Source organism: Methylocystis echinoides (genome assembly GCF_040687965.1).
GTDB classification, from domain to species: domain Bacteria; phylum Pseudomonadota; class Alphaproteobacteria; order Rhizobiales; family Beijerinckiaceae; genus Methylocystis; species Methylocystis echinoides_A.
This window is the reverse complement of sequence record NZ_CP156084.1, coordinates 619,958-637,068: the sequence shown is the minus strand read 5'-3', so window position 1 is coordinate 637,068 and position 17,111 is coordinate 619,958. Positions and strand designations below refer to the sequence as shown.

General features: G+C 65.6%; 14 protein-coding genes. 9 read left to right on the top strand and 5 right to left on the bottom strand.

Annotated elements, in window-relative coordinates; translation table 11 throughout:
* Positions 1-59: 59 nt before the first annotated feature.
* Positions 60-2,267, bottom strand: a complete 2,208-nt coding sequence (gene mdoH / locus RVU70_RS03020) for a glucans biosynthesis glucosyltransferase MdoH (protein ID WP_363349610.1) — start codon at positions 2,265-2,267, stop codon at positions 60-62.
* Positions 2,255-3,793 (bottom strand): glucan biosynthesis protein, encoded by a 1,539-nt coding sequence (locus RVU70_RS03015; protein ID WP_363349609.1) that lies wholly within the window; start codon positions 3,791-3,793, stop codon positions 2,255-2,257. The genes mdoH and RVU70_RS03015 overlap by 13 nt, the downstream gene beginning before the upstream one ends.
* 193 nt (positions 3,794-3,986) lie before the next feature.
* Here RVU70_RS03015 and glmU point away from each other — a divergent pair, with 193 nt between their 5' ends.
* From glmU to RVU70_RS02995, 4 genes are all read left to right on the top strand, one after another.
* The gene (gene glmU / locus RVU70_RS03010) at positions 3,987-5,345 is read left to right on the top strand and encodes a bifunctional UDP-N-acetylglucosamine diphosphorylase/glucosamine-1-phosphate N-acetyltransferase GlmU (protein WP_363349608.1); all 1,359 of its coding nucleotides are present in this window, start codon (positions 3,987-3,989) and stop codon (positions 5,343-5,345) included.
* Positions 5,346-5,447: 102 nt separating this feature from the next.
* Positions 5,448-7,283, top strand: a complete 1,836-nt coding sequence (glmS, locus tag RVU70_RS03005) for a glutamine--fructose-6-phosphate transaminase (isomerizing) (protein ID WP_363349607.1) — start codon at positions 5,448-5,450, stop codon at positions 7,281-7,283.
* Between the two features lie 116 nt (positions 7,284-7,399).
* The gene (locus RVU70_RS03000; protein ID WP_363351190.1) at positions 7,400-8,224 is read left to right on the top strand and encodes an ABC transporter permease; all 825 of its coding nucleotides are present in this window, start codon (positions 7,400-7,402) and stop codon (positions 8,222-8,224) included.
* Positions 8,214-8,975: an ABC transporter ATP-binding protein gene (locus RVU70_RS02995; protein ID WP_363349606.1), complete on the top strand. Its 762-nt coding sequence runs from the start codon at positions 8,214-8,216 to the stop codon at positions 8,973-8,975. Before RVU70_RS03000 ends, RVU70_RS02995 begins: the two co-directional genes overlap by 11 nt.
* A gap of 61 nt (positions 8,976-9,036) precedes the next feature.
* Here the strand turns inward: RVU70_RS02995 and RVU70_RS02990 are convergent, their stop codons facing one another.
* The 3 genes from RVU70_RS02990 to RVU70_RS02980 all read right to left on the bottom strand — a co-directional run bounded on the left by RVU70_RS02990 (position 9,037) and on the right by RVU70_RS02980 (position 11,512).
* Positions 9,037-9,309 (bottom strand): phosphopantetheine-binding protein, encoded by a 273-nt coding sequence (locus RVU70_RS02990; protein ID WP_363349605.1) that lies wholly within the window; start codon positions 9,307-9,309, stop codon positions 9,037-9,039.
* 107 nt (positions 9,310-9,416) lie between these two features.
* Positions 9,417-10,574, bottom strand: coding sequence for an LptF/LptG family permease (locus tag RVU70_RS02985; protein WP_363349604.1), 1,158 nt, complete (start codon positions 10,572-10,574; stop codon positions 9,417-9,419).
* A 44-nt stretch (positions 10,575-10,618) separates the two neighbouring features.
* Positions 10,619-11,512: a hypothetical protein gene (locus tag RVU70_RS02980; RefSeq protein WP_363349603.1), complete on the bottom strand. Its 894-nt coding sequence runs from the start codon at positions 11,510-11,512 to the stop codon at positions 10,619-10,621.
* 49 nt (positions 11,513-11,561) lie between these two features.
* Here RVU70_RS02980 and RVU70_RS02975 point away from each other — a divergent pair, with 49 nt between their 5' ends.
* The 5 genes from RVU70_RS02975 (at position 11,562) to RVU70_RS02955 (ending at position 17,056) form a co-directional block, all read left to right on the top strand.
* On the top strand, positions 11,562-12,821 hold the full coding sequence (locus RVU70_RS02975; RefSeq protein WP_363349602.1) for a glycosyltransferase: 1,260 nt from the start codon (positions 11,562-11,564) through the stop codon (positions 12,819-12,821).
* Positions 12,818-14,050, top strand: a complete 1,233-nt coding sequence (locus RVU70_RS02970; protein ID WP_363349601.1) for a glycosyltransferase — start codon at positions 12,818-12,820, stop codon at positions 14,048-14,050. The genes RVU70_RS02975 and RVU70_RS02970 overlap by 4 nt, the downstream gene beginning before the upstream one ends.
* 184 nt (positions 14,051-14,234) lie before the next feature.
* On the top strand, positions 14,235-15,014 hold the full coding sequence (locus tag RVU70_RS02965) for an outer membrane beta-barrel protein (protein WP_363349600.1): 780 nt from the start codon (positions 14,235-14,237) through the stop codon (positions 15,012-15,014).
* Between the two features lie 105 nt (positions 15,015-15,119).
* Positions 15,120-16,205 (top strand): heat-inducible transcriptional repressor HrcA, encoded by a 1,086-nt coding sequence (hrcA, locus tag RVU70_RS02960; protein WP_363349599.1) that lies wholly within the window; start codon positions 15,120-15,122, stop codon positions 16,203-16,205.
* A gap of 326 nt (positions 16,206-16,531) precedes the next feature.
* On the top strand, positions 16,532-17,056 hold the full coding sequence (locus RVU70_RS02955) for an ABC transporter permease (RefSeq protein WP_363349598.1): 525 nt from the start codon (positions 16,532-16,534) through the stop codon (positions 17,054-17,056).
* Positions 17,057-17,111: the final 55 nt, after the last annotated feature.

The following is a 17,111-nucleotide window of genomic DNA, read 5'->3' as shown; positions in this document are numbered from 1 at the left end:
GACGCGCCGTTTTCGTGTTCCGCTCTTTTCGCATCGGCGTCAAAGGGTTGGAGCGGGGATCACTCCGCCGCCCTGGCGCTCGCCGCCTGCTTTTCGGCCTTGCTCGGCAGGCGCGCGATCATTGCGATCAGCGCGCGGTCAGAGAGCGCCACCAGACGCTCGCCGCGATTGAGCCAGGCGACGACGTCCTCGATTGTCTCGGCGTCGGCGATCTTGGCCTCGGCGACCGCCCGATCGGCGGTGATCGCGCCGCGTTGGCGCGGCTTGCGCGTCGGCAGCCAGGCTTCGTGCAGCGCCCGCAGCTCGGGGTCGGCATGGAGGGCGGTAAGGCCGTTGACTTCGTCCTCCTCCGCGCGCCCCAGCGCCTTCGAGAGCGCCTTGCCGCGCTTGGCGATCGGCGGCGTCGTCGTCTCTTCCGGCGTGACCAGCACGCCGGCGCGGCGAAAGACGAGGCCGAGCCAGCGCTGGCTGGTGAGCCAGGAAATCGGAATGGCGAGGATGAGGCCGGCGATCGTCGGCGACATCCAGGCGACGAGCGAGGGCGAGATCAGAAGGCCCGCGACGAGACTGAGCGCGCCGAGCGCCACATGCGAGCGGTGGCGGCGCACGATGTCGATGAAGGGCACGGAGCCGTCGTCGCGACGCTGGGGATCCCAGCCGGTGTCGAAGCCGAAGACGATATGCACGACATGGCCGGTCTGGATCAGCATCATGATCGGCGCCAGCAGCGCCGACAGCACGATCTCGAACAGGGTCGAGATCAGCAACATGAAAACGCCGCCCGAGCCCCTGCGCGTCTCCGGCTCGTAGATGGCGACGAGCAGGCCGAAGAATTTCGGCGCGAGCAGAATGCCCATGGTCAAGGCGAAGAGCTCGAGCGAGCGCTCCGCGTCAAATCGCGGGAAGGTCGGAAAGAGCGCGAATTCGCTCGTGAAATATTCCGGCTTGAAATAGCTCGCCTGGAAAACGATCACGATGCCGACGAGGAGTTGCAGCAGCCACAGCGGCGATGTGAGATAACCGAAGATGCCGGTCAAAAAGTGCTGGCGAGACGCCCAGCTGAGCCCCCGCGCGAAGAGCACGCGCGTGTGCTGGAGATTGCCCTGGCACCAGCGCCGGTCGCGGATCGAAAGGTCGATGAGCGAGGGCGGGCTCTCCTCATAGGAGCCGCCGAGCGTCGGCATCATATAGACCGCGTAGCCGGCGCGGCGGATCAGCGCCGCCTCGACGAAGTCGTGCGACAGAATATGGCCGCCGAACGGCGGCCGGCCGCGCAGATCCGGCAGGCCGCAGTGGCGCGCGAAAGCCTCGGTGCGGATGATCGCATTGTGTCCCCAGTAATTGCCGTCGCGCCCCATCCAGCAGGAGAGGCCCACGGCGATCACCGGCCCATAGATGCGCGCGGCGAACTGCTGCACGCGGGCGAAGAGCGTGTTGCGGTTGATGATCAGCGGCAGCGTCTGGATGATGCCGGAGTCGGGGTCGGCCTCCATCGCCGCGGCGAGGCGCACGATGGTCGGGCCGGTCATCAGGCTGTCGGCGTCGAGCACGACCATATGCGCATAGGCGCCGCCCCAGCGCGAGACGAAATCCTCTATATTGCCGGCCTTGCGGCCGACGTTCTTTTCACGCCGGCGATAGTAGATGCGCGCCTTGGGGCCGAGCCGGCGGCGGATGCCGATGAACGCCCGTTCCTCCGCGACCCAGACGTCGGGATTGGTCGTGTCCGACAGAAAGAACCAGTCGAAATGCTCGCCCAGGCCCGTCGCCTGCACGTCTTCGTAGATGGTTTGCAGCGCCGCGAAGACCCGGCTCGGCGCCTCATTGTAGATCGGCATGACCACGGCGGTCTTTTTAGCGAGCGTTGCCGGCAGGGCGGGAGCCGGCCGCTTGGAGAGAAGCGCCGCGAAGCCGACGACGGCGCTCGCGAAACTCAGCGCGATCCAGGAGAAATTGAGCACGAAGAGCGCCAGCAGCGCCCATTTCAAGGTCGTGACGCCGCCGACGTCGATGACCTTGTACATCTGCCAGCCGCCGTAAACCGTCAGCGCCAGGCCGCCGCCGAACGTCACGAGACGCGCGAGCCAGGGAGTCTCCCACAGCTGCGGGGCCAGCGGTTTGCGAAACTGCCGGCTGTCATATTTGTAGAGGTTTTGCGCCGGCATCGACAGCCGCTGCTCGATGGGGGTCGGCGGGGCCGCGGCAGGGTCGATATTGTTTTGCGCCGGGGGAACGGCGTCGACGGGCGCGAGTGTCAGGGAGTCCATCTATAAAGCCAGGTTTCGCTGATCGGCTCCTCGTCCGCGTGCAGGACGAGGCGCATTTCGCAGTAGTTCTCGCCGGCCGGGTCGAGGTCGAATACAACGCGGCACGTCTTCGCCTGCGGATTGAGAAACGTGCGAACGTTGGTGGCCGATCCCGGAGAGGTGGTCAAGGCGGCCGAAAGTCGCGCGGTTTTTTGCGGATCGGCAAGAACCTCGCCCGAAAAAACGACAATAAAACGGCGTCGCTTCAGGCCTGGCAAATGACCCGCCCGCGAGTCGACGGCCGCCGCCATGGGCGGCCGGCTCGGCGGGTCCCAGCACCAGAACTGCCGATAGGCGAACGTCGCGGCGCCGCCGCCGACCAGGGGCGTCTTCGGCCGCCAATAAGCGACGATATTTTCGTTGTTCTCGGATTCGGACGGGATTTCGACGAGTTGCATCGCGCCCTCGCCCCAATCGCCGAGCGGCTCGACCCAGAGCGACGGGCGGCGCTCCCAATGCTGGTCGTCGTCCTGATAGTCGGCGACGTCGCGTTTTCTCTGCAGCGCGCCGAAGCCCTTGGGATTGACGTCGACGAAGGACGAAAATTGCAGCTCCTCGCGATTGGAGACCGGCCGCCACAGCCATTCGCCCGCGCCGGTGAGCATCTGGATGCCATTGATCGCCGCCGCCATGGGCCGCAGATCGTTGTTGCGTCGCCGGGAGTCGAGGGGCGTGTGAAGCGAGGCCGCAGCGAAGCCCGCAAGCCCGTAATGATCGACGTTGGTGCGGGAAAAGAGCGTCAGCTCGGTGTCGATCAGCGTCGCCTCGCCGGGGCGCAGGGTGAAGCGATAGACGCCGGCGACGCTCGGCGAATCGAGCAGCGCGTGAATGACGAGCGCATTGTCGCCGAGCGTCGGCCTTTCGATCCAGAACATGCGGAAGGCGGGAAATTCCTCGCCGCGCGGATCGGCGGTGCGAATGGACAGCCCGCGGGCGGTGACGCCCAGATTCTGGCCAGCCGCCACGGCGCGATAAAAGCTCGCGCCCTGGAAGATCGCGAGTTCCGCCTCGCCGCCGCCGGGCGCCGCGTGAAGCACGCGAAAGCCCGAATAGCCGAGATCGGGCAGTTTTTCCGGAATCTTCAGGCCGCCATAGTCGAAACGGTTCCGGTCATAGGCGATTTTCGTCGCGGCGCCGTTCTCGACGACGAACAGGTCGACGGCGGTCGTGAAAATATTGCCGCGGTGCAGCGGCTCGATGGAAAAACCCTTGTTCTCTCCAGTCCATAGCGCCGAGCCGGGCTTCGTCTTGATGCCGACGAACTGTTCATAGGAGAGGCTTGCGAATGGCTCGCGCAGATCGCTTGGCGGCGGCGCGTAGGGCTTGGCGGCGAGCGCGCGCGCCAGATCGACGATGAGCTGCTGGGAAAAGGGCGCTGGGGCCGGCGGGGCCGGCGGCTGGCTGGGCTGCGCCTGCGCGACAGCGGGCGCGAGGCCGGAGGCGAGAGCGCCGAAGGCCGCTTTCAAGACATCTCTTCGTTCAAACATTGAGCAACCGGGAGCGGGGTCGGGGGGCGGCTTTGTCGCGTCTTTCCTCTATAGAAGAAAATCGTGGAACCGAAAGGGCATTGTTCCGGCGCGCGGCGTTGCGGGTCGGCCCTTGCCCTCGCCCGCTCGAATCTGCAACAAACAGGCCGCCGACCGCGCGCCTTCGCCGCAACCTCGAAACCAAAGGCCCGTAATGCCGAGCCAGCGCAAAGCGCTCGCCGTCGTCCTCGCCGCGGGCGAGGGGACGCGCATGAAATCCGACCGGCCGAAAGTGCTGCATCAGGTGGCGGGACGCTCCATGCTCGCCCATGTGCTCGCCGCCGTCGCCGTCGCCGGCGTCGAATCGGTGGCCGTCGTCGTCGGCCCTGGCCGCAACGACGTGCGCGACGAGGCCTTGCGGCTCGCCCCGCATGCGCGGGTCTTCGTGCAGGCGGAGCGGCTCGGCACGGCCCATGCGGTTCTGGCCGCGCGGGAGGCGATTGCGGACGGCTGCGACGATCTTCTCGTGCTTTTCGCCGACACCCCGCTCGTCACCGGCGCGACCATCCTCGCTCTCCGTGCGGCGCTTGCGGAGGGCGCCGGCGTTGCGGCGCTGGGCTTCGCGGCGGCCGATCCCTTTGGCTATGGCCGGCTGCTGCAGGACGACTCGGGGCGCCTGCTCGCGATCCGCGAGGAAAAGGACGCAAGCGACGCCGAGCGCGCCGTCCGCTTGTGCAACGCCGGCCTCATGGCGATCGACGGCGGGAGCGCGCTCGACTGGCTCGGCCGGATCGGCGCCGCGAACGCCAAGGGCGAATTTTATCTCACCGACGTGATCGAGATCGCCCGCGACGCGGGGCGGACGGCGCAGGTCGTGCGCGCCGAGGAGACGGAAGTGCTCGGCGTCAACGACCGCATTCAGCTCGCGCAGGCGGAGGCCGTCGCCCAGAACCGTCTGCGCCGCGCCGCGATGGCGGCCGGCGTGACCATGGTCGCGCCGGAGACCGTCTTTCTCTGCGCCGACACGGCTTTCGGCCGCGACGTGCTGATCGAGCCGCATGTCGTTATCGGGCCGGGCGTCTCCATCGCCGACGGGGCGGTGATTCATGCCTTTTCGCATCTCGAGGGCGCGAGCGTCGGGGCCGGGGCGACGATCGGCCCCTATGCGCGGCTCAGGCCGGGAGCCAGGCTGGCCGAAAAGGCCAAGGTCGGCAATTTCGTGGAAATCAAGAACGCCAACGTCGCGACGGGGGCCAAGGTCAATCATCTGACCTATATCGGCGACGCGGACATTGGCGCGAACGCCAATATCGGCGCGGGAACAATCACCTGCAATTACGACGGCTTCTTCAAATACCGGACCGAGATCGGCGAGAACGCCTTCATCGGCTCCAATTCGGCGCTGGTGGCGCCGGTGAAGATCGGGGCGGGGGCCTATGTGGGGTCGGGCTCGGTCGTCACCAAGAACGTCGCCGCGGACGCCCTCGTCGTGGCGCGCGGGCGGCAAATGGAGAAGGCTGGCTGGGCGGCGTCGTTCCGCGCCGCGCAGGCTGCGAAGAAGGCGGCGAAATAGACCGCCGGTTGCAATTTCGCCGCAGCCGCGCGCTTGTTGTCGTTCCGCCGCGCGCTCCGGCGCCGGGATGGCGACGCTTTTGTGGGTTTTTTGGAGGCTGCCATGTGCGGAATCGTCGGGATTTTAGGAAAGGGCCCCGTCGCCGGGCAGCTCGTCGAGGCCCTGAAGCGGCTCGAATATCGCGGCTATGACTCCGCTGGCGTCGCCACGCTTGAAGGCGGCGGCCGGCTCACCCGCTTGCGCGCGAGCGGCAAGCTCAAAAATCTCGAGGAAAAGCTCGCAGCGACGCCGCTGGCCGGCGCGATCGGCATCGGCCATACGCGCTGGGCGACGCATGGCAAGCCGACTGAGAACAACGCGCATCCGCACGCCGCGGCCGATCGCGTTGCGGTTGTCCATAACGGCATCATCGAAAATTTCCGGGAGCTCCGCGAGGAATTGACTGGCCGCGGCCATAAGTTCGCGTCGGAGACGGATTCGGAGGTCGTGGCCCATCTCGTCGCCGAGCGGCTCGCCGCGGGCGACGCGCCGGAGGCGGCGGTCGCGGCGGCGCTCAAGCGGCTCAAGGGAGCCTTTGCTCTGGCCTTTCTCTTCGACGATCAGCCCGATTTGCTCATCGGCGCGCGGCGCGGCTCGCCGCTGGCCGTGGGCTGGAGCGTAGACGGCGCATATCTCGGCTCGGACGCGTTGGCGCTCGCGCCTTTCGCCACCTCCATTGCTTACCTGGACGAAGGCGACTGGGTGGCGCTGCGCCGCGACGGCGCGCAATTTTTCGACGCCGCCGACATGCCGGTCGAGCGCCGCCGCCTGCCGCTGACGCCGGGCTCCTTCCTGGTGGACAAGGGCAACTATCGCCACTTCATGGCGAAGGAAATCCACGAGCAACCAGAGGTCGTCGGCCGCACGCTCGCCCATTACCTCGACCTCGCGGAAGGTGTCGTGCGCCTGCCGTTCGAGTTGAATATCGATCCGAAGTCGCTGTCGCGCGTGACGATCTCGGCCTGCGGCACCGCCTTTTACGCCGGCCTCGTCGCCCGCTACTGGCTGGAGCGCTTCGCCCGCCTGTCGGTCGAGATCGACATCGCCTCGGAGTTTCGCTACCGCGATCCGCCGCTTCCCGACAACGGGCTGATGATCGTCGTCTCCCAGTCCGGCGAGACCGCGGACACGCTCGCCGCGCTGCGCTACGCCAAGGAGCATGGGCAGCACATTCTGTCGATCGTGAACGTCGAAACGTCGACCATCGCCCGCGAGAGCGACACGGTGGCGAAGACCCTCGCCGGGCCGGAAATCGGCGTCGCCTCCACCAAGGCCTTCACCTGCCAGCTCGCCGTCTTCGCCTGCCTCGCTTTGGCGCTCGGCCGGGCGCGCGGCGTCCTGACCAAAGAGCGCGAGCAAGAGCTCGTCGCCGAACTCGTCGCCGCTCCCGGCCAGATGGCCGAGGCGCTCAGTCGTGAGGCGCAGATCGAGCCCGTCGCCCGCGACGTGGCGCGCGCCTCCAGCGTCCTCTATCTCGGCCGTGGCCCCTCGTTTCCGCTCGCCATGGAGGGCGCGCTCAAGCTCAAGGAGCTCTCTTACATCCACGCCGAGGGCTATGCGGCCGGAGAGCTCAAGCACGGCCCCATCGCGCTCATCGACTACGCCATGCCGGTGATCGTGCTGGCGCCGCCGGACGCGAGCCTGGAGAAGACCGTCTCGAATCTCCAGGAAGTCGCGGCGCGCGGCGGTCATCTCATTCTGATCGGCTCGCCGCGCGCCCGCGACGCGGCGGCGGCGGAGCTGGCGGGCTATATCGAGATGGCCGAGTCGGTCGCCGGTCCCTTCGCGGCCCTGGTCTACGCCGTGCCGGCGCAGCTCCTCGCCTATCACGTCGCGACGTTCATGGGCAAAGACGTCGATCAGCCCCGCAATCTGGCGAAGAGCGTCACCGTGGAGTAGGGGCGGCCCCCGTCGACGGCAGACGGGCGCCCGCCATTGACAGCGCCCCGCCCAAACTGGTCTATGCGGGGCCAATGCGGCCGCGCGGCCGCGCCAAAGCAAAGGACGTCGACCCGTTGCTCGCATCCATCCCGCCCGCCTATGTCGCCCCCTTCGAGCGGGCCTGGCGTCACCGGGAGCTGATCCGCGCCGTGGTGCGGCGCGAATTCATCTCACGCTTCCGCGGCTCGCTGCTTGGCCCCGCCTGGGCTGTGCTCTCGCCGCTCATCATGCTGCTCACCTATACGGTGCTGTTCTCCATCACCGTGCCGCAACTCTCCGCCGGCATGAGCGTGACGGAATACGCCAGCGGCATCTTCATCGGATTGATCGTCTTCAACCTCTTCAGCGAACTCGCCTATCGCGCGCCGATCCTGCTCCACGAGCATGTGAATTTCGTGAAACGCTCGATTTTTCCAAGCGAGACCATCGCCTGGACCGCGACCATTCGCGCCTTCACTTACGCCGGCGTGGCCTTTGCCGTTTACGTCGCCTTCCGACTGGTCACCGCGGGAACGCTGCCGCTGACGATCGTCTTGACGCCCCTGCTGATCGTTCCCTTCGCGCTGTTCATTTTGGGCGTGGTCTGGTTTCTCATGGCGCTCGGCGCCTTCACGCGCGACGTCGCCCATATCATGGCCTCGATCGTGCCGGTGCTCATGTTCGCGACGCCGATCTTCTACCGGCTGGAGCAGATCGACGCGATGTCGCCCTCGACAGCCTATTGGCTACGCCTCAATATTGTCGGAGATTACATAGAAATGATGCGCGCCCTGGCGCTCGACGGGCGTCTGCCGAATATTTTCGGCTATCTTATCGTCGTCGCCGTCTCCTACGCCATCTTCCTGGGCGGCTATCAGTTCTTCATGCGCTATAAATCGGTCATCGTCGATGTCATCTGAGCCCTCCATCCGCTGCGCGGGCATCGGCAAAGCCTTTCAGCTTTACGCCCATCAGAATGATCAATTGAAGCAGGTCCTCTTTGGTCTGTGGAAGAAATTCTACAGGGAAAAATGGGTCCTGCACGACGTCAATTTCACGGTAGGCAAAGGCGAGCGGGTCGGCATCGTCGGCCGCAACGGCGCGGGCAAGACGACCCTGCTGCAGATTCTGTGCGGCATCACCATGCCGACCAAGGGCGTTTTCGAGGTCGACGGCCGCATCGCGCCGATCCTTGCGCTCGGCTCCGGTTTCGACGGATTATTGACCGGGCGCGAGAACGCCCGCATCGGCGCCGCCATCCTGGGACTGTCCCGCAAGGAGGTCGACGCGCGGATCGAGGACATCGCCGCTTTCGCCGACATCGGGCCCTTCTTCGAGCAGCCGATGCGCACCTATTCGATGGGCATGATCGCGCGCGTCGCCTTCGCGATCTGCGCCCATGCGGACGCCGACGTGCTGATCGTCGACGAGGCGCTGTCGGTCGGCGATGAAATCTTCCAGCGCAAATGTGAAAGATATATTCAGGAATTCAGCCGGACCGGCACGATCCTGATGGTCTCGCACGACCTCAACTTCCTCGAAAATCTGTGCGACCGCGTGCTTTGGCTGGAAAATGGCGTGGTCCGCGAGATCGGCGCGCCCGCCAAAATCATCGCCGATTACCGCTCCGCGATGATGTCTGGGCAGCCTGCTGTTGTTCAGGCGAGTTGACCAAAAAAATAGCCCGGCGTGGCCGGGCTAAGTCTGGCTTGAAAGAGAGCAACTACCCGCGTCAGGCCGCCTTTCGGCTGTCTGGGCGGTCCATCTCGGCCTGCCACAGCGACAAGACCGCCAGGGCGATCGCCACGATAGAGGCCATGGTTTCGCGTCGCATCGCGTCGGGCGGGAAATCGACCTTGAACGCGCGCTCGATCGCGACCATCAAACGCGCCGCATCGAAAGACGTCATGCCGAGGGCGTAAAGATCGGCGCTCGGGGTCAGCTGCGCCGCCGGAACGTCTAGGCTCATCTCTTCCTCGATCAAGCGCTGAATCGTTGCGAACATTTTAGCTCTCCGCGCCGCTTCCGAATTTCCATGCTGTGACGGTAATGGAGCAGAGGGCGGGAGGCTGTGCGGGGCCGCACGCGTCGCGTGGGTCTGGGATGCGTCGATCAGGCGATCGGCGCGGCGTAGCCCGGCGCCGTCGAGAAGTCTTCGACGCGCCTTGGCCTCTGGCTGTAACTCAGCCGCGCGATGAGCCAGAGCGAAACGAAAATTTCCGCAGCGAGCAAGGCCAGAAGGAGAAGCGCGAACCAGGCGTTCACGCGCAGCAGCGATTCCAGCGCCACGAGATAGACGATATGCGCCGCCGGGACGGCGACGATCGGGAGACTGCCCGACGCGCCGCGCCGCCCGGTGATATTGCCGAAGGCGAGCGTCAGCGCGATGGCCAGAAGCGTGTGGGCAAGAGCGAGCGCCGGCACGCCGAACCGCTTGGCGGCCTCCGCCATCCACTCGCCATATTGTCGGGGGTCGGCTTTCGCCGTCGTGCGATTGGCGAGGAAGGCGAGGCCGGGGAGTTCGTAAACGCCGCGCCAGCCGCGGTCGGGAAGCGCGCCGTTGCCCTGCATCGGGAGCGCCATGGCGTATTCGTCGAAGTTGGCGATGCGCACCTCGCCGCCGGTGATCGAGCGGGTCTGAATGCTGCCGTTCGAAAGCGCGATGATGACGCCGGCCTCGTTGCGGCGGAATTCCGCGCGCGCCGCGGTGATCGTTTCTTCCTGCATTTTCTCGACCGAGAGCTGCCGCAGGAAGAGGTTGGCCGCGATGTCGGGCGTGATCCAACGTTCGATATAGAGAGTCTTGCCGCCGGAAGAGAAGCTGTAGAACCGCGCCGCGTCGAGCATGCGATGGTTGAGCGAATTGCGCACGACATTGAGCACGTCCTGCATATTGCTCGCATAATGCGGCGCGACGAAATTTGCGAGGACATAGCCGAGGAAGACGATGACCGCGGCGAGGCTCAACGCCGGCCGGCAGATCGCCCAGGGCGACAGGCGCAACGCGTACATCACGGCGATCATGCCCTCGCTCGCCATGCGCGAGAATTCCAGCGCGGCGGCGACGCCGATGGCCATGGGCAAAGTGACGAAAGCCACCGTCGGCGTCACGCCGACGAGGGCCGGTATGACGAGCCCGCCGCGCACGGCGGCCGGCGGCAGCTGATACAAAAGATAAGACAGAACGACCGGAACCGAGAGCGCGAGCTGCACGACGAGCACGGAGAAGCCAACGCGCTTGAGAAGATAGGAAAACAGCAGGCGGGGCATCGCCTAAGGCTCTCTCTTCGTCGTCATCGCGCCATCCTGCCGCGTCATTTCTTGAAACGCGCCCATGCAGCCTTCGAATATTCCGTCCAGGCGGGGTCGAAGACGCCGCGCGCGGGCAGGGCGGTCGCGCCCGCCCAATGAGCGAAATAGATTTCCTTGCCCTCGTAATCGAGCGGCTTGCCGTCCTTGAAGGTCACCCCCGGCGCCTTGTAGAAGCTTTCGTGAGACGCGCCGGGCACGACATGGGGCAATAGCTCGATCTTGAGCCCGCGGCGATGGGTGACGAAATTCACGAGCGGCTGCGCGAAGAGCTGGCCGCGTTTGCGGACGTCGTGGAAAATCTCCGAATCCGCCTTCATCGTCTCGATGAAATTGGAAAGCGTCAGATATTTGTTGGACGTGACCCAGAAGCCGTCGTTGAAGAGCAGCACGTTGTCCAGGAAAGGATATTTGCTGCGCCGATCATTGTAGACGTATTCGAAGCTGGGCGAGGCGACGATGAATTCGGTTTTCCCGGCCTCGAGCCTGCCGAAGATCGGCGTGAAGTCGCGAAACAGGATCACGTCGACGTCGACATAGGCGACTTCGTCGAGCGGCAGAGCGAGCGCCTGCAGCTTGCGCAGACGGCGGCGATTACTGTTGAAGATCCCGGGGTAGAGCTCATGGGAGAGCTTGTCGATCTCGACCGGCTCCTCGGCGACATAGGTCGCGCCATAGAGGTCCGCCGCGCGGCGGGTCATTTCGACATTGTCGTCGTAGGGGATGAGATAGAGGGGCAGCGACGAATTGGTGTCGCGGTAGCTCTCGAGGAACGGCAGCAGCCAGTCGATGATCTTGTCGTTGCCGACAATGGCGACGCCATAGCGCTTTTGCGGGGCGGCCGCGCCGGCCTCGGCGTCGGGGGCCTGCAGGGGTGGATTCGGGAGACGAAGGCTCATATAGGGGGGTGTACTTGTAAAATTCGGGCAAAAGCAAGGGGGCGGACGATTGGTCGAGATTTCCGAGGCGCCGCCGGGCGATGCGCCGCCCCTCGGCAGGCCGCTTTTGGGAAAAACGGTCGCCGTCGTGCATGCCGCCTGGCACAGTTGCGGCAGTTATCAGGTCAATGTCAGCCAGATCGCCGCCTATCGGGCGCTCGGGGCGCGCGTCCTCTCGATCGCCATGATGGACGACATTGGGGCCCCGCCGCTGAAGGGCGGCCGCTGGCCGTCCTATGTCGCCGCGACGCAGGGCGTCGGCGCCGACCGGCGGTTTTATTCCGGCGCGCCCGTTTCCGCGCTCGCGGGGCGGCTGCTGATCGACGGCTGGTGGCGGCTCATCCATGGCGATCAGGCGAGCTGGCTCGTTGAACTCGCCAAGCGCGCGCCTTTGCCGGAGGGTTTCGCGGACGAGTCGGTCGACCTCATCCACGCCAATCATTATTTCACGCTTCCCTTTGTCGAAACTTTGAAGCAGGGCCGCCGGATTCCAGTGCTGCTGGAGACGCAGGACATTCAGGCGCGCCAATATGCGCTGCGCAACAAGGGCGGTTTCTTCATCCCGCCCTATGCGACCTATGACGACATGTTGAAGATCGAACTCGATTGGATGCGCCGCGCCGATCTCTGCGTGCATCTCAATGAGGAGGAGGACCGCGACTTCCGTCGACTGCTGCCGGAGGCGAGGCATCGGCTCATCTATCCCGCCGTGCCGGAGGCGCCGCGCGCGCGCGGGCGCGACATCATCATCGTCGCGAGCGACAATTACGCCAACTATCTGAGTCTACGCTGGTTTCTTGAGAATGTCGCGCCGCGCGCGGCGGGCGCCAAAGTCGCCATATACGGAAACGTCGACGGCGGCGTGAAGCGCCGCGATCCGGCGCTCTACGAGTCGCACCGCCCGCTGTTCAAGGGCCGCGTCGAGGATATCGGGGCCGTCTACGCCAACGCCGGCTGCGTGCTGTTGCCGACGGTTGAAGGGCATGGCCTGTCGATCAAGGCCGTGGAGGCGCTTTCCTGCGGGGCGCCGCTGGTGGCGACGCCGCTCGCTTTCCGCGGCATGAATATCGAACCTGCGGCGCTTTCCAACGTCGCGCTCGCCGGGGACGCCGCGCAATTCGCCCAATATTGGCAAGAGGCGCAGGCGCGCGCGGATCGAGGCGAAACGCCGCCGCTCGCAAGCGATACGCGGCGCCTCTACGAGGAGGCGTTCAGCCCGCAGGCCTATGCGCGCACGCTCGCCGCGGCGCTTGACACGATCACGGCATGAGCGGCTCCCCGCTCGCCGGCCGGCGCGTCGCGCTTCTGCATCCGGCCTGGCACTCCTGCGGCACCTATCGCGTCGTGCTCGGTCAGATCGCCGCCTATCGCGCCCTCGGCGCCGAGGCGTCGCCCATCGCGATCAGCACCGATCCGGGGTTCCTCCCGCAACGGCGCTGGCTATGGCGTTCCTTTCTGACCGCTACCCCCGAGCTCGACGGGAGCCCCCGCCATCTCGGCGGCGCGCCGCTGCATGTTCTCTTCGAGCCAGGCTTTTTCGGAGGAGTCGTCTGGCCCTATCTGCATGGCGACCAGGCGGCGATCCGCCTCGGGCTCGTCTCCCGCGCGCGGTTCTCGCCGGGGGTCGAGGAGGCGGAATATGACCTTGTCCACTGCAACCATTTCTTTCTGATGCCGGCGGCGCGGCGCCTCGCCCGCGGTCGCGCGCCGATCCTTTTGGACACCCACGACCTTCAGGCGCGGCAATTCGCGCTGATCAATGAGCGCATGCCCTGGTTGCGCCCGCGCGTGACCTATGAGGAGATGCTGGCGCAGGAGCTCGCCGCCATGCGCGGCGCCGACCTTCTCCTGCATCTCAATGCGCGGGAGGCGGAGGAATTTCGCGGCCTTCTGCCCAAGAAGCGACACGCGCTGCTCTATCCGCCGACGCCGCCGGCGCCCACCGGACCGGGCGGGCCGGACATTGTAATCGTTTCGAGCGACAATACGGCCAATGTCGAGAGCCTCATTTGGTTCCTGCGCGAGGTGGCCCCCCGGGCGCCGGGCGTCGAAGTGAAGATCGCCGGCAGCGTCGCCGATGGCGTCAGGGCGCGGGCCGGCGAGCTTTATGCGGCTTACAAGAACTGGTTTCTCGGACGCGTCGCGGAGCCCGGCGCCGTCTACGCCGGCGCCCGGCTGGTTCTGCTGCCCACGATCGGCGGCACCGGCCTTTCCATCAAGACGGTCGAAGCCATGTCTAGCGGCCTGCCGCTGATCGCGACGCCGCAGGCCTTGCGGGGCATGGACGACGCAGCGCTGGCGCTCCCGGGCGTCACGATCGTCGAGACGGCCGAAGCTTTCGCCGCCGCGCTCAGGGCCGCCGCGGTCGCGCCGCCCCCTTCCGATTCGCAGCGCGCCTCGAGCGCGGCCAGGGCCTATTACGAGAGGCGTTTTTCGCTCGCCGCCTATCGGGCGGGGCTGCAAGCCCTGGCTGCGCCGCTGATGGCGGCCGTCTCGTAAACTCTCTCCCCTCGATTTCAAGCACTTGCGCGCGACTGTGACCCGGCCGCAACGCCGCCGCAAAATTGGCCAAATGGGTGGCGCCGCAGATTTCGCCTTGAAAGGTCGAGTGTTAATTTGACGACTGAGTTTTTTCGATGCTGCGCCGGGGACCGGGCGGCCTTGCTGTTGGAGAGATGATCAAATGACTTTCAAGGCTACGGTTTTTGGCGCGATCGCGTCGCTTGTCGCCGTCGGCGCCGCTGTCGCCGCGGATCTGCCCAGCTACAAGGCTCCCCCGCCGCCCCCGCCGCCGGCGGTGTTCGATTGGACGGGCTACCACTTCGGCGTGAGCGGCGCCTGGGGCGGCGGCTCCGCCGGCTACAATTCCAATATCTCCGCGCTTGGCTTCGGCGGCATCGCCGGATGGACGAACGTTCAGTCGTCCTATGACACGAGCGGCTATCTCGTCGGCTTCCAGAGCGGTTCGACCTGGCAGCTCCCCAACAATGTGGTTGTGGGCTACGAGTCGGAGTTCAACTACGCGGACGTGAACTCCAATAACGGCGGCGTATGGGGCGACACGCTGCGCAGCAATCTGCGCTGGTTCGGCGCCGAGCGCCTGCGTTTCGGCTACGCCTTCGGCCGTCTGCTGCCCTATATCACGGGCGGCCTCGCCTATGGCCAGTTGCACACCACTGGCGTTTACAGCTTCGCGGGCATTCCCTTCCCGACCTCGGTCAGCCATTGGCAGGCCGGCTGGACGGTGGGCGCGGGTCTCGAATACGCCGTTCTCAACAATATCAGCGTGAAGGCCGAATATCTCTATACGAGCCTCCAGGGCAACTTCGGCTCGAGCTTCGGCCCGCAGGCCTATCGCACCTTCGTCGGCTCGGGCTTCGACACGCATATCGCCCGCATCGGCATCAATTACAACATCAAGAACTTCGGCGCTCTGATCGGCATGCCCAACCTGGGGCTGTAAGGCTCAGATCGCCGCAGAAAATCGAAAGCCCGGCTCGCCGCCGGGCTTTTTTATTGCGCTTTTCCCGGTCTCGACGCCGCGCGCCGATGCGTTATTCTTCTGCTCATGATCCGACAGTCGCCGATCATCCCGCCCGCGGCCAATCTGGCGTTGCTCACCGAGCGCTCGCGCGAGATTTTCAGACAGCTCGTCGACAGCTATCTCGCGACCGGCGAGCCCGTCGGCTCCCGGCAATTGTCGCGTCTGCTGCCGATGACCCTCTCGCCCGCCTCTGTCCGCAACGTCATGCAGGACCTCGAGGAGCTGGGCCTGATCTATGCGCCGCACACCAGCGCCGGCCGTCTTCCAACCGAGCTCGGGCTTCGCTTTTTCGTCGATTCCATGCTCCAGATCGGCGACCTCGCCGACGCCGAGCGGGTCCGCATCCAGGCCGGTGTCGAGGCCGCCTCCAAGGATCGTGATTTCGAGGGCGTGCTGGCGGAGGCGACGAGCCTGCTTTCGGGCCTTACCCGGGTCGCCGGCGTCGTCGCCGCCACCAAGGAGAATGTGCGCCTCAAGCAGATCGATTTCGTCAGGCTCGAGCCGGAGCGGGCGCTCGCAATTCTCGTGGCCGACGACGGCACGGTGGAAAACCGCGTCATTCCGGTGTCGCGGGACCTTCCGGCGTCGGCTCTCGTGGAGGCCGCCAATTATCTCAACGCCCGCATCACCGGGCGCACGCTGGCCGAGGCGCGCGAAGGCATAGAGGCGTCGCGCCGCGCCGCACAGACTGAGCTCGACGAATTGACGGCCCGGCTCGTCGAGGCGGGGCTTGCGAGCTGGGCCGGCGCATCCGGCGAAAGCCGCCAGTTGATTGTGCGCGGACAGGCGCATCTCCTCGAGGATCTCACCGCCGCCGCCGATCTCGAACGCGTGCGCCTCCTCTTCGCCGATCTCGAAACCAAGACGGGCGTGATCGACCTTCTGGAGCGCGCCGAACAGGGCGAAGGCGTTCGCATCTTCATCGGCTCCGAGAACAAACTCTTCTCCTTGTCGGGCTCTTCTCTGGTGGCGGCGCCGCTTCGCGACAGCGAGCGTCGCATCATCGGCGCCCTCGGCGTGATCGGGCCGACGCGACTCAATTATGCGCGCATCGTGCCGATGGTGGATTACACGGCGAAGATCGTCGCCCGCGTGGTGGGCGGCGCCTGACGCGTCGCCTTAAAAGCCAAGCTCAAGACCGCATAACCGCCGCGCCGCCAGCCGCGTCGCGATCATTTGCCGCTACGATTCGAGGCGTTAATAAGATTTTACTGTGAAGCTTATGTTATTTGCGTCACAATAAGGAGCGATATCCGGCGCCCCTGTGACGGGTCGAAATTGCGCGCAACCTTCTGAAAGAAGGAGCTAACAAGCGCCGTCTTCAGCATTTTTGACTTGAGCTGAGCTTATTTACATGTTGAGATTTTGCCGCAATCTTCTTCAATAAGGCGTCGAGGAGCGCTACACCCATCCGTTAGCGTATCGCGGAGGCATAAATGGACTCGCTGGATCTCGATCAGGTCGTCGACGAAATCATTCCGAGAGGCGATCAAAACTCGAAAAACCTGCGTCCGGTCGATTTGGCTCTCCGCCAGTCATTGCACGGCGGCGACGAGGCCGACGCGGCGCTTGCGCTCGTTTCCGAAGCGGCCGAGGCGATCCGCAAGCTCGAGGAGCAATCCGCTCAGGCGGTCGCGCGCGCGCATAACGCCGCCAATACGGTGATGGAGAAATTGGAGCGCACGGTCGCGCGCGCCGAGCGCGCCGAGGCGGGGTTGCGCCAGGCCGAGGCGGAGATCAACGAACTTACCGCGAGCGCCATGCAGGCGCACAAGGATCTCGAGATGCTGCAATCGCTGCTGGCGTCCAGGGAAGCCGATCTTGCGGCGATGGAGCAGCGCGCGGCGTCCGCAGAAAAGCGCGCCGATGAGGCCAACGCCTCCATTCAGCGCATCGTCACCGCGATCCGCACGCAGCTTCCCGTCGCCGCCAGCCTCGGCGACGGCCAGGGCGCTGACTGAGCCGCCGCCTGGCGCGCGACGACGCCTCGATCGCGCGCGCCAGTCTGCAGCATGA

Bases quoted from the DNA above. Each gene is read 5' to 3' on its own strand.
- RVU70_RS02965 (WP_363349600.1), top strand. From the start codon at position 14,235: ATGACTTTCAAGGCTACGGTTTTTGGCGCGATCGCGTCGCTTGTCGCC.
- RVU70_RS02985 (WP_363349604.1), bottom strand. From the start codon at position 10,574: ATGCCCCGCCTGCTGTTTTCCTATCTTCTCAAGCGCGTTGGCTTCTCC.
- RVU70_RS02970 (WP_363349601.1), top strand. From the start codon at position 12,818: ATGAGCGGCTCCCCGCTCGCCGGCCGGCGCGTCGCGCTTCTGCATCCG.
- RVU70_RS02990 (WP_363349605.1), bottom strand. From the start codon at position 9,309: ATGTTCGCAACGATTCAGCGCTTGATCGAGGAAGAGATGAGCCTAGAC.
- RVU70_RS02955 (WP_363349598.1), top strand. From the start codon at position 16,532: ATGGACTCGCTGGATCTCGATCAGGTCGTCGACGAAATCATTCCGAGA.
- RVU70_RS03015 (WP_363349609.1), bottom strand. From the start codon at position 3,793: ATGTTTGAACGAAGAGATGTCTTGAAAGCGGCCTTCGGCGCTCTCGCC.
- glmS (WP_363349607.1), top strand. From the start codon at position 5,448: ATGTGCGGAATCGTCGGGATTTTAGGAAAGGGCCCCGTCGCCGGGCAG.
- mdoH (WP_363349610.1), bottom strand. From the start codon at position 2,267: ATGGACTCCCTGACACTCGCGCCCGTCGACGCCGTTCCCCCGGCGCAA.
- hrcA (WP_363349599.1), top strand. From the start codon at position 15,120: ATGATCCGACAGTCGCCGATCATCCCGCCCGCGGCCAATCTGGCGTTG.
- RVU70_RS02995 (WP_363349606.1), top strand. From the start codon at position 8,214: ATGTCATCTGAGCCCTCCATCCGCTGCGCGGGCATCGGCAAAGCCTTT.
- RVU70_RS02980 (WP_363349603.1), bottom strand. From the start codon at position 11,512: ATGAGCCTTCGTCTCCCGAATCCACCCCTGCAGGCCCCCGACGCCGAG.
- glmU (WP_363349608.1), top strand. From the start codon at position 3,987: ATGCCGAGCCAGCGCAAAGCGCTCGCCGTCGTCCTCGCCGCGGGCGAG.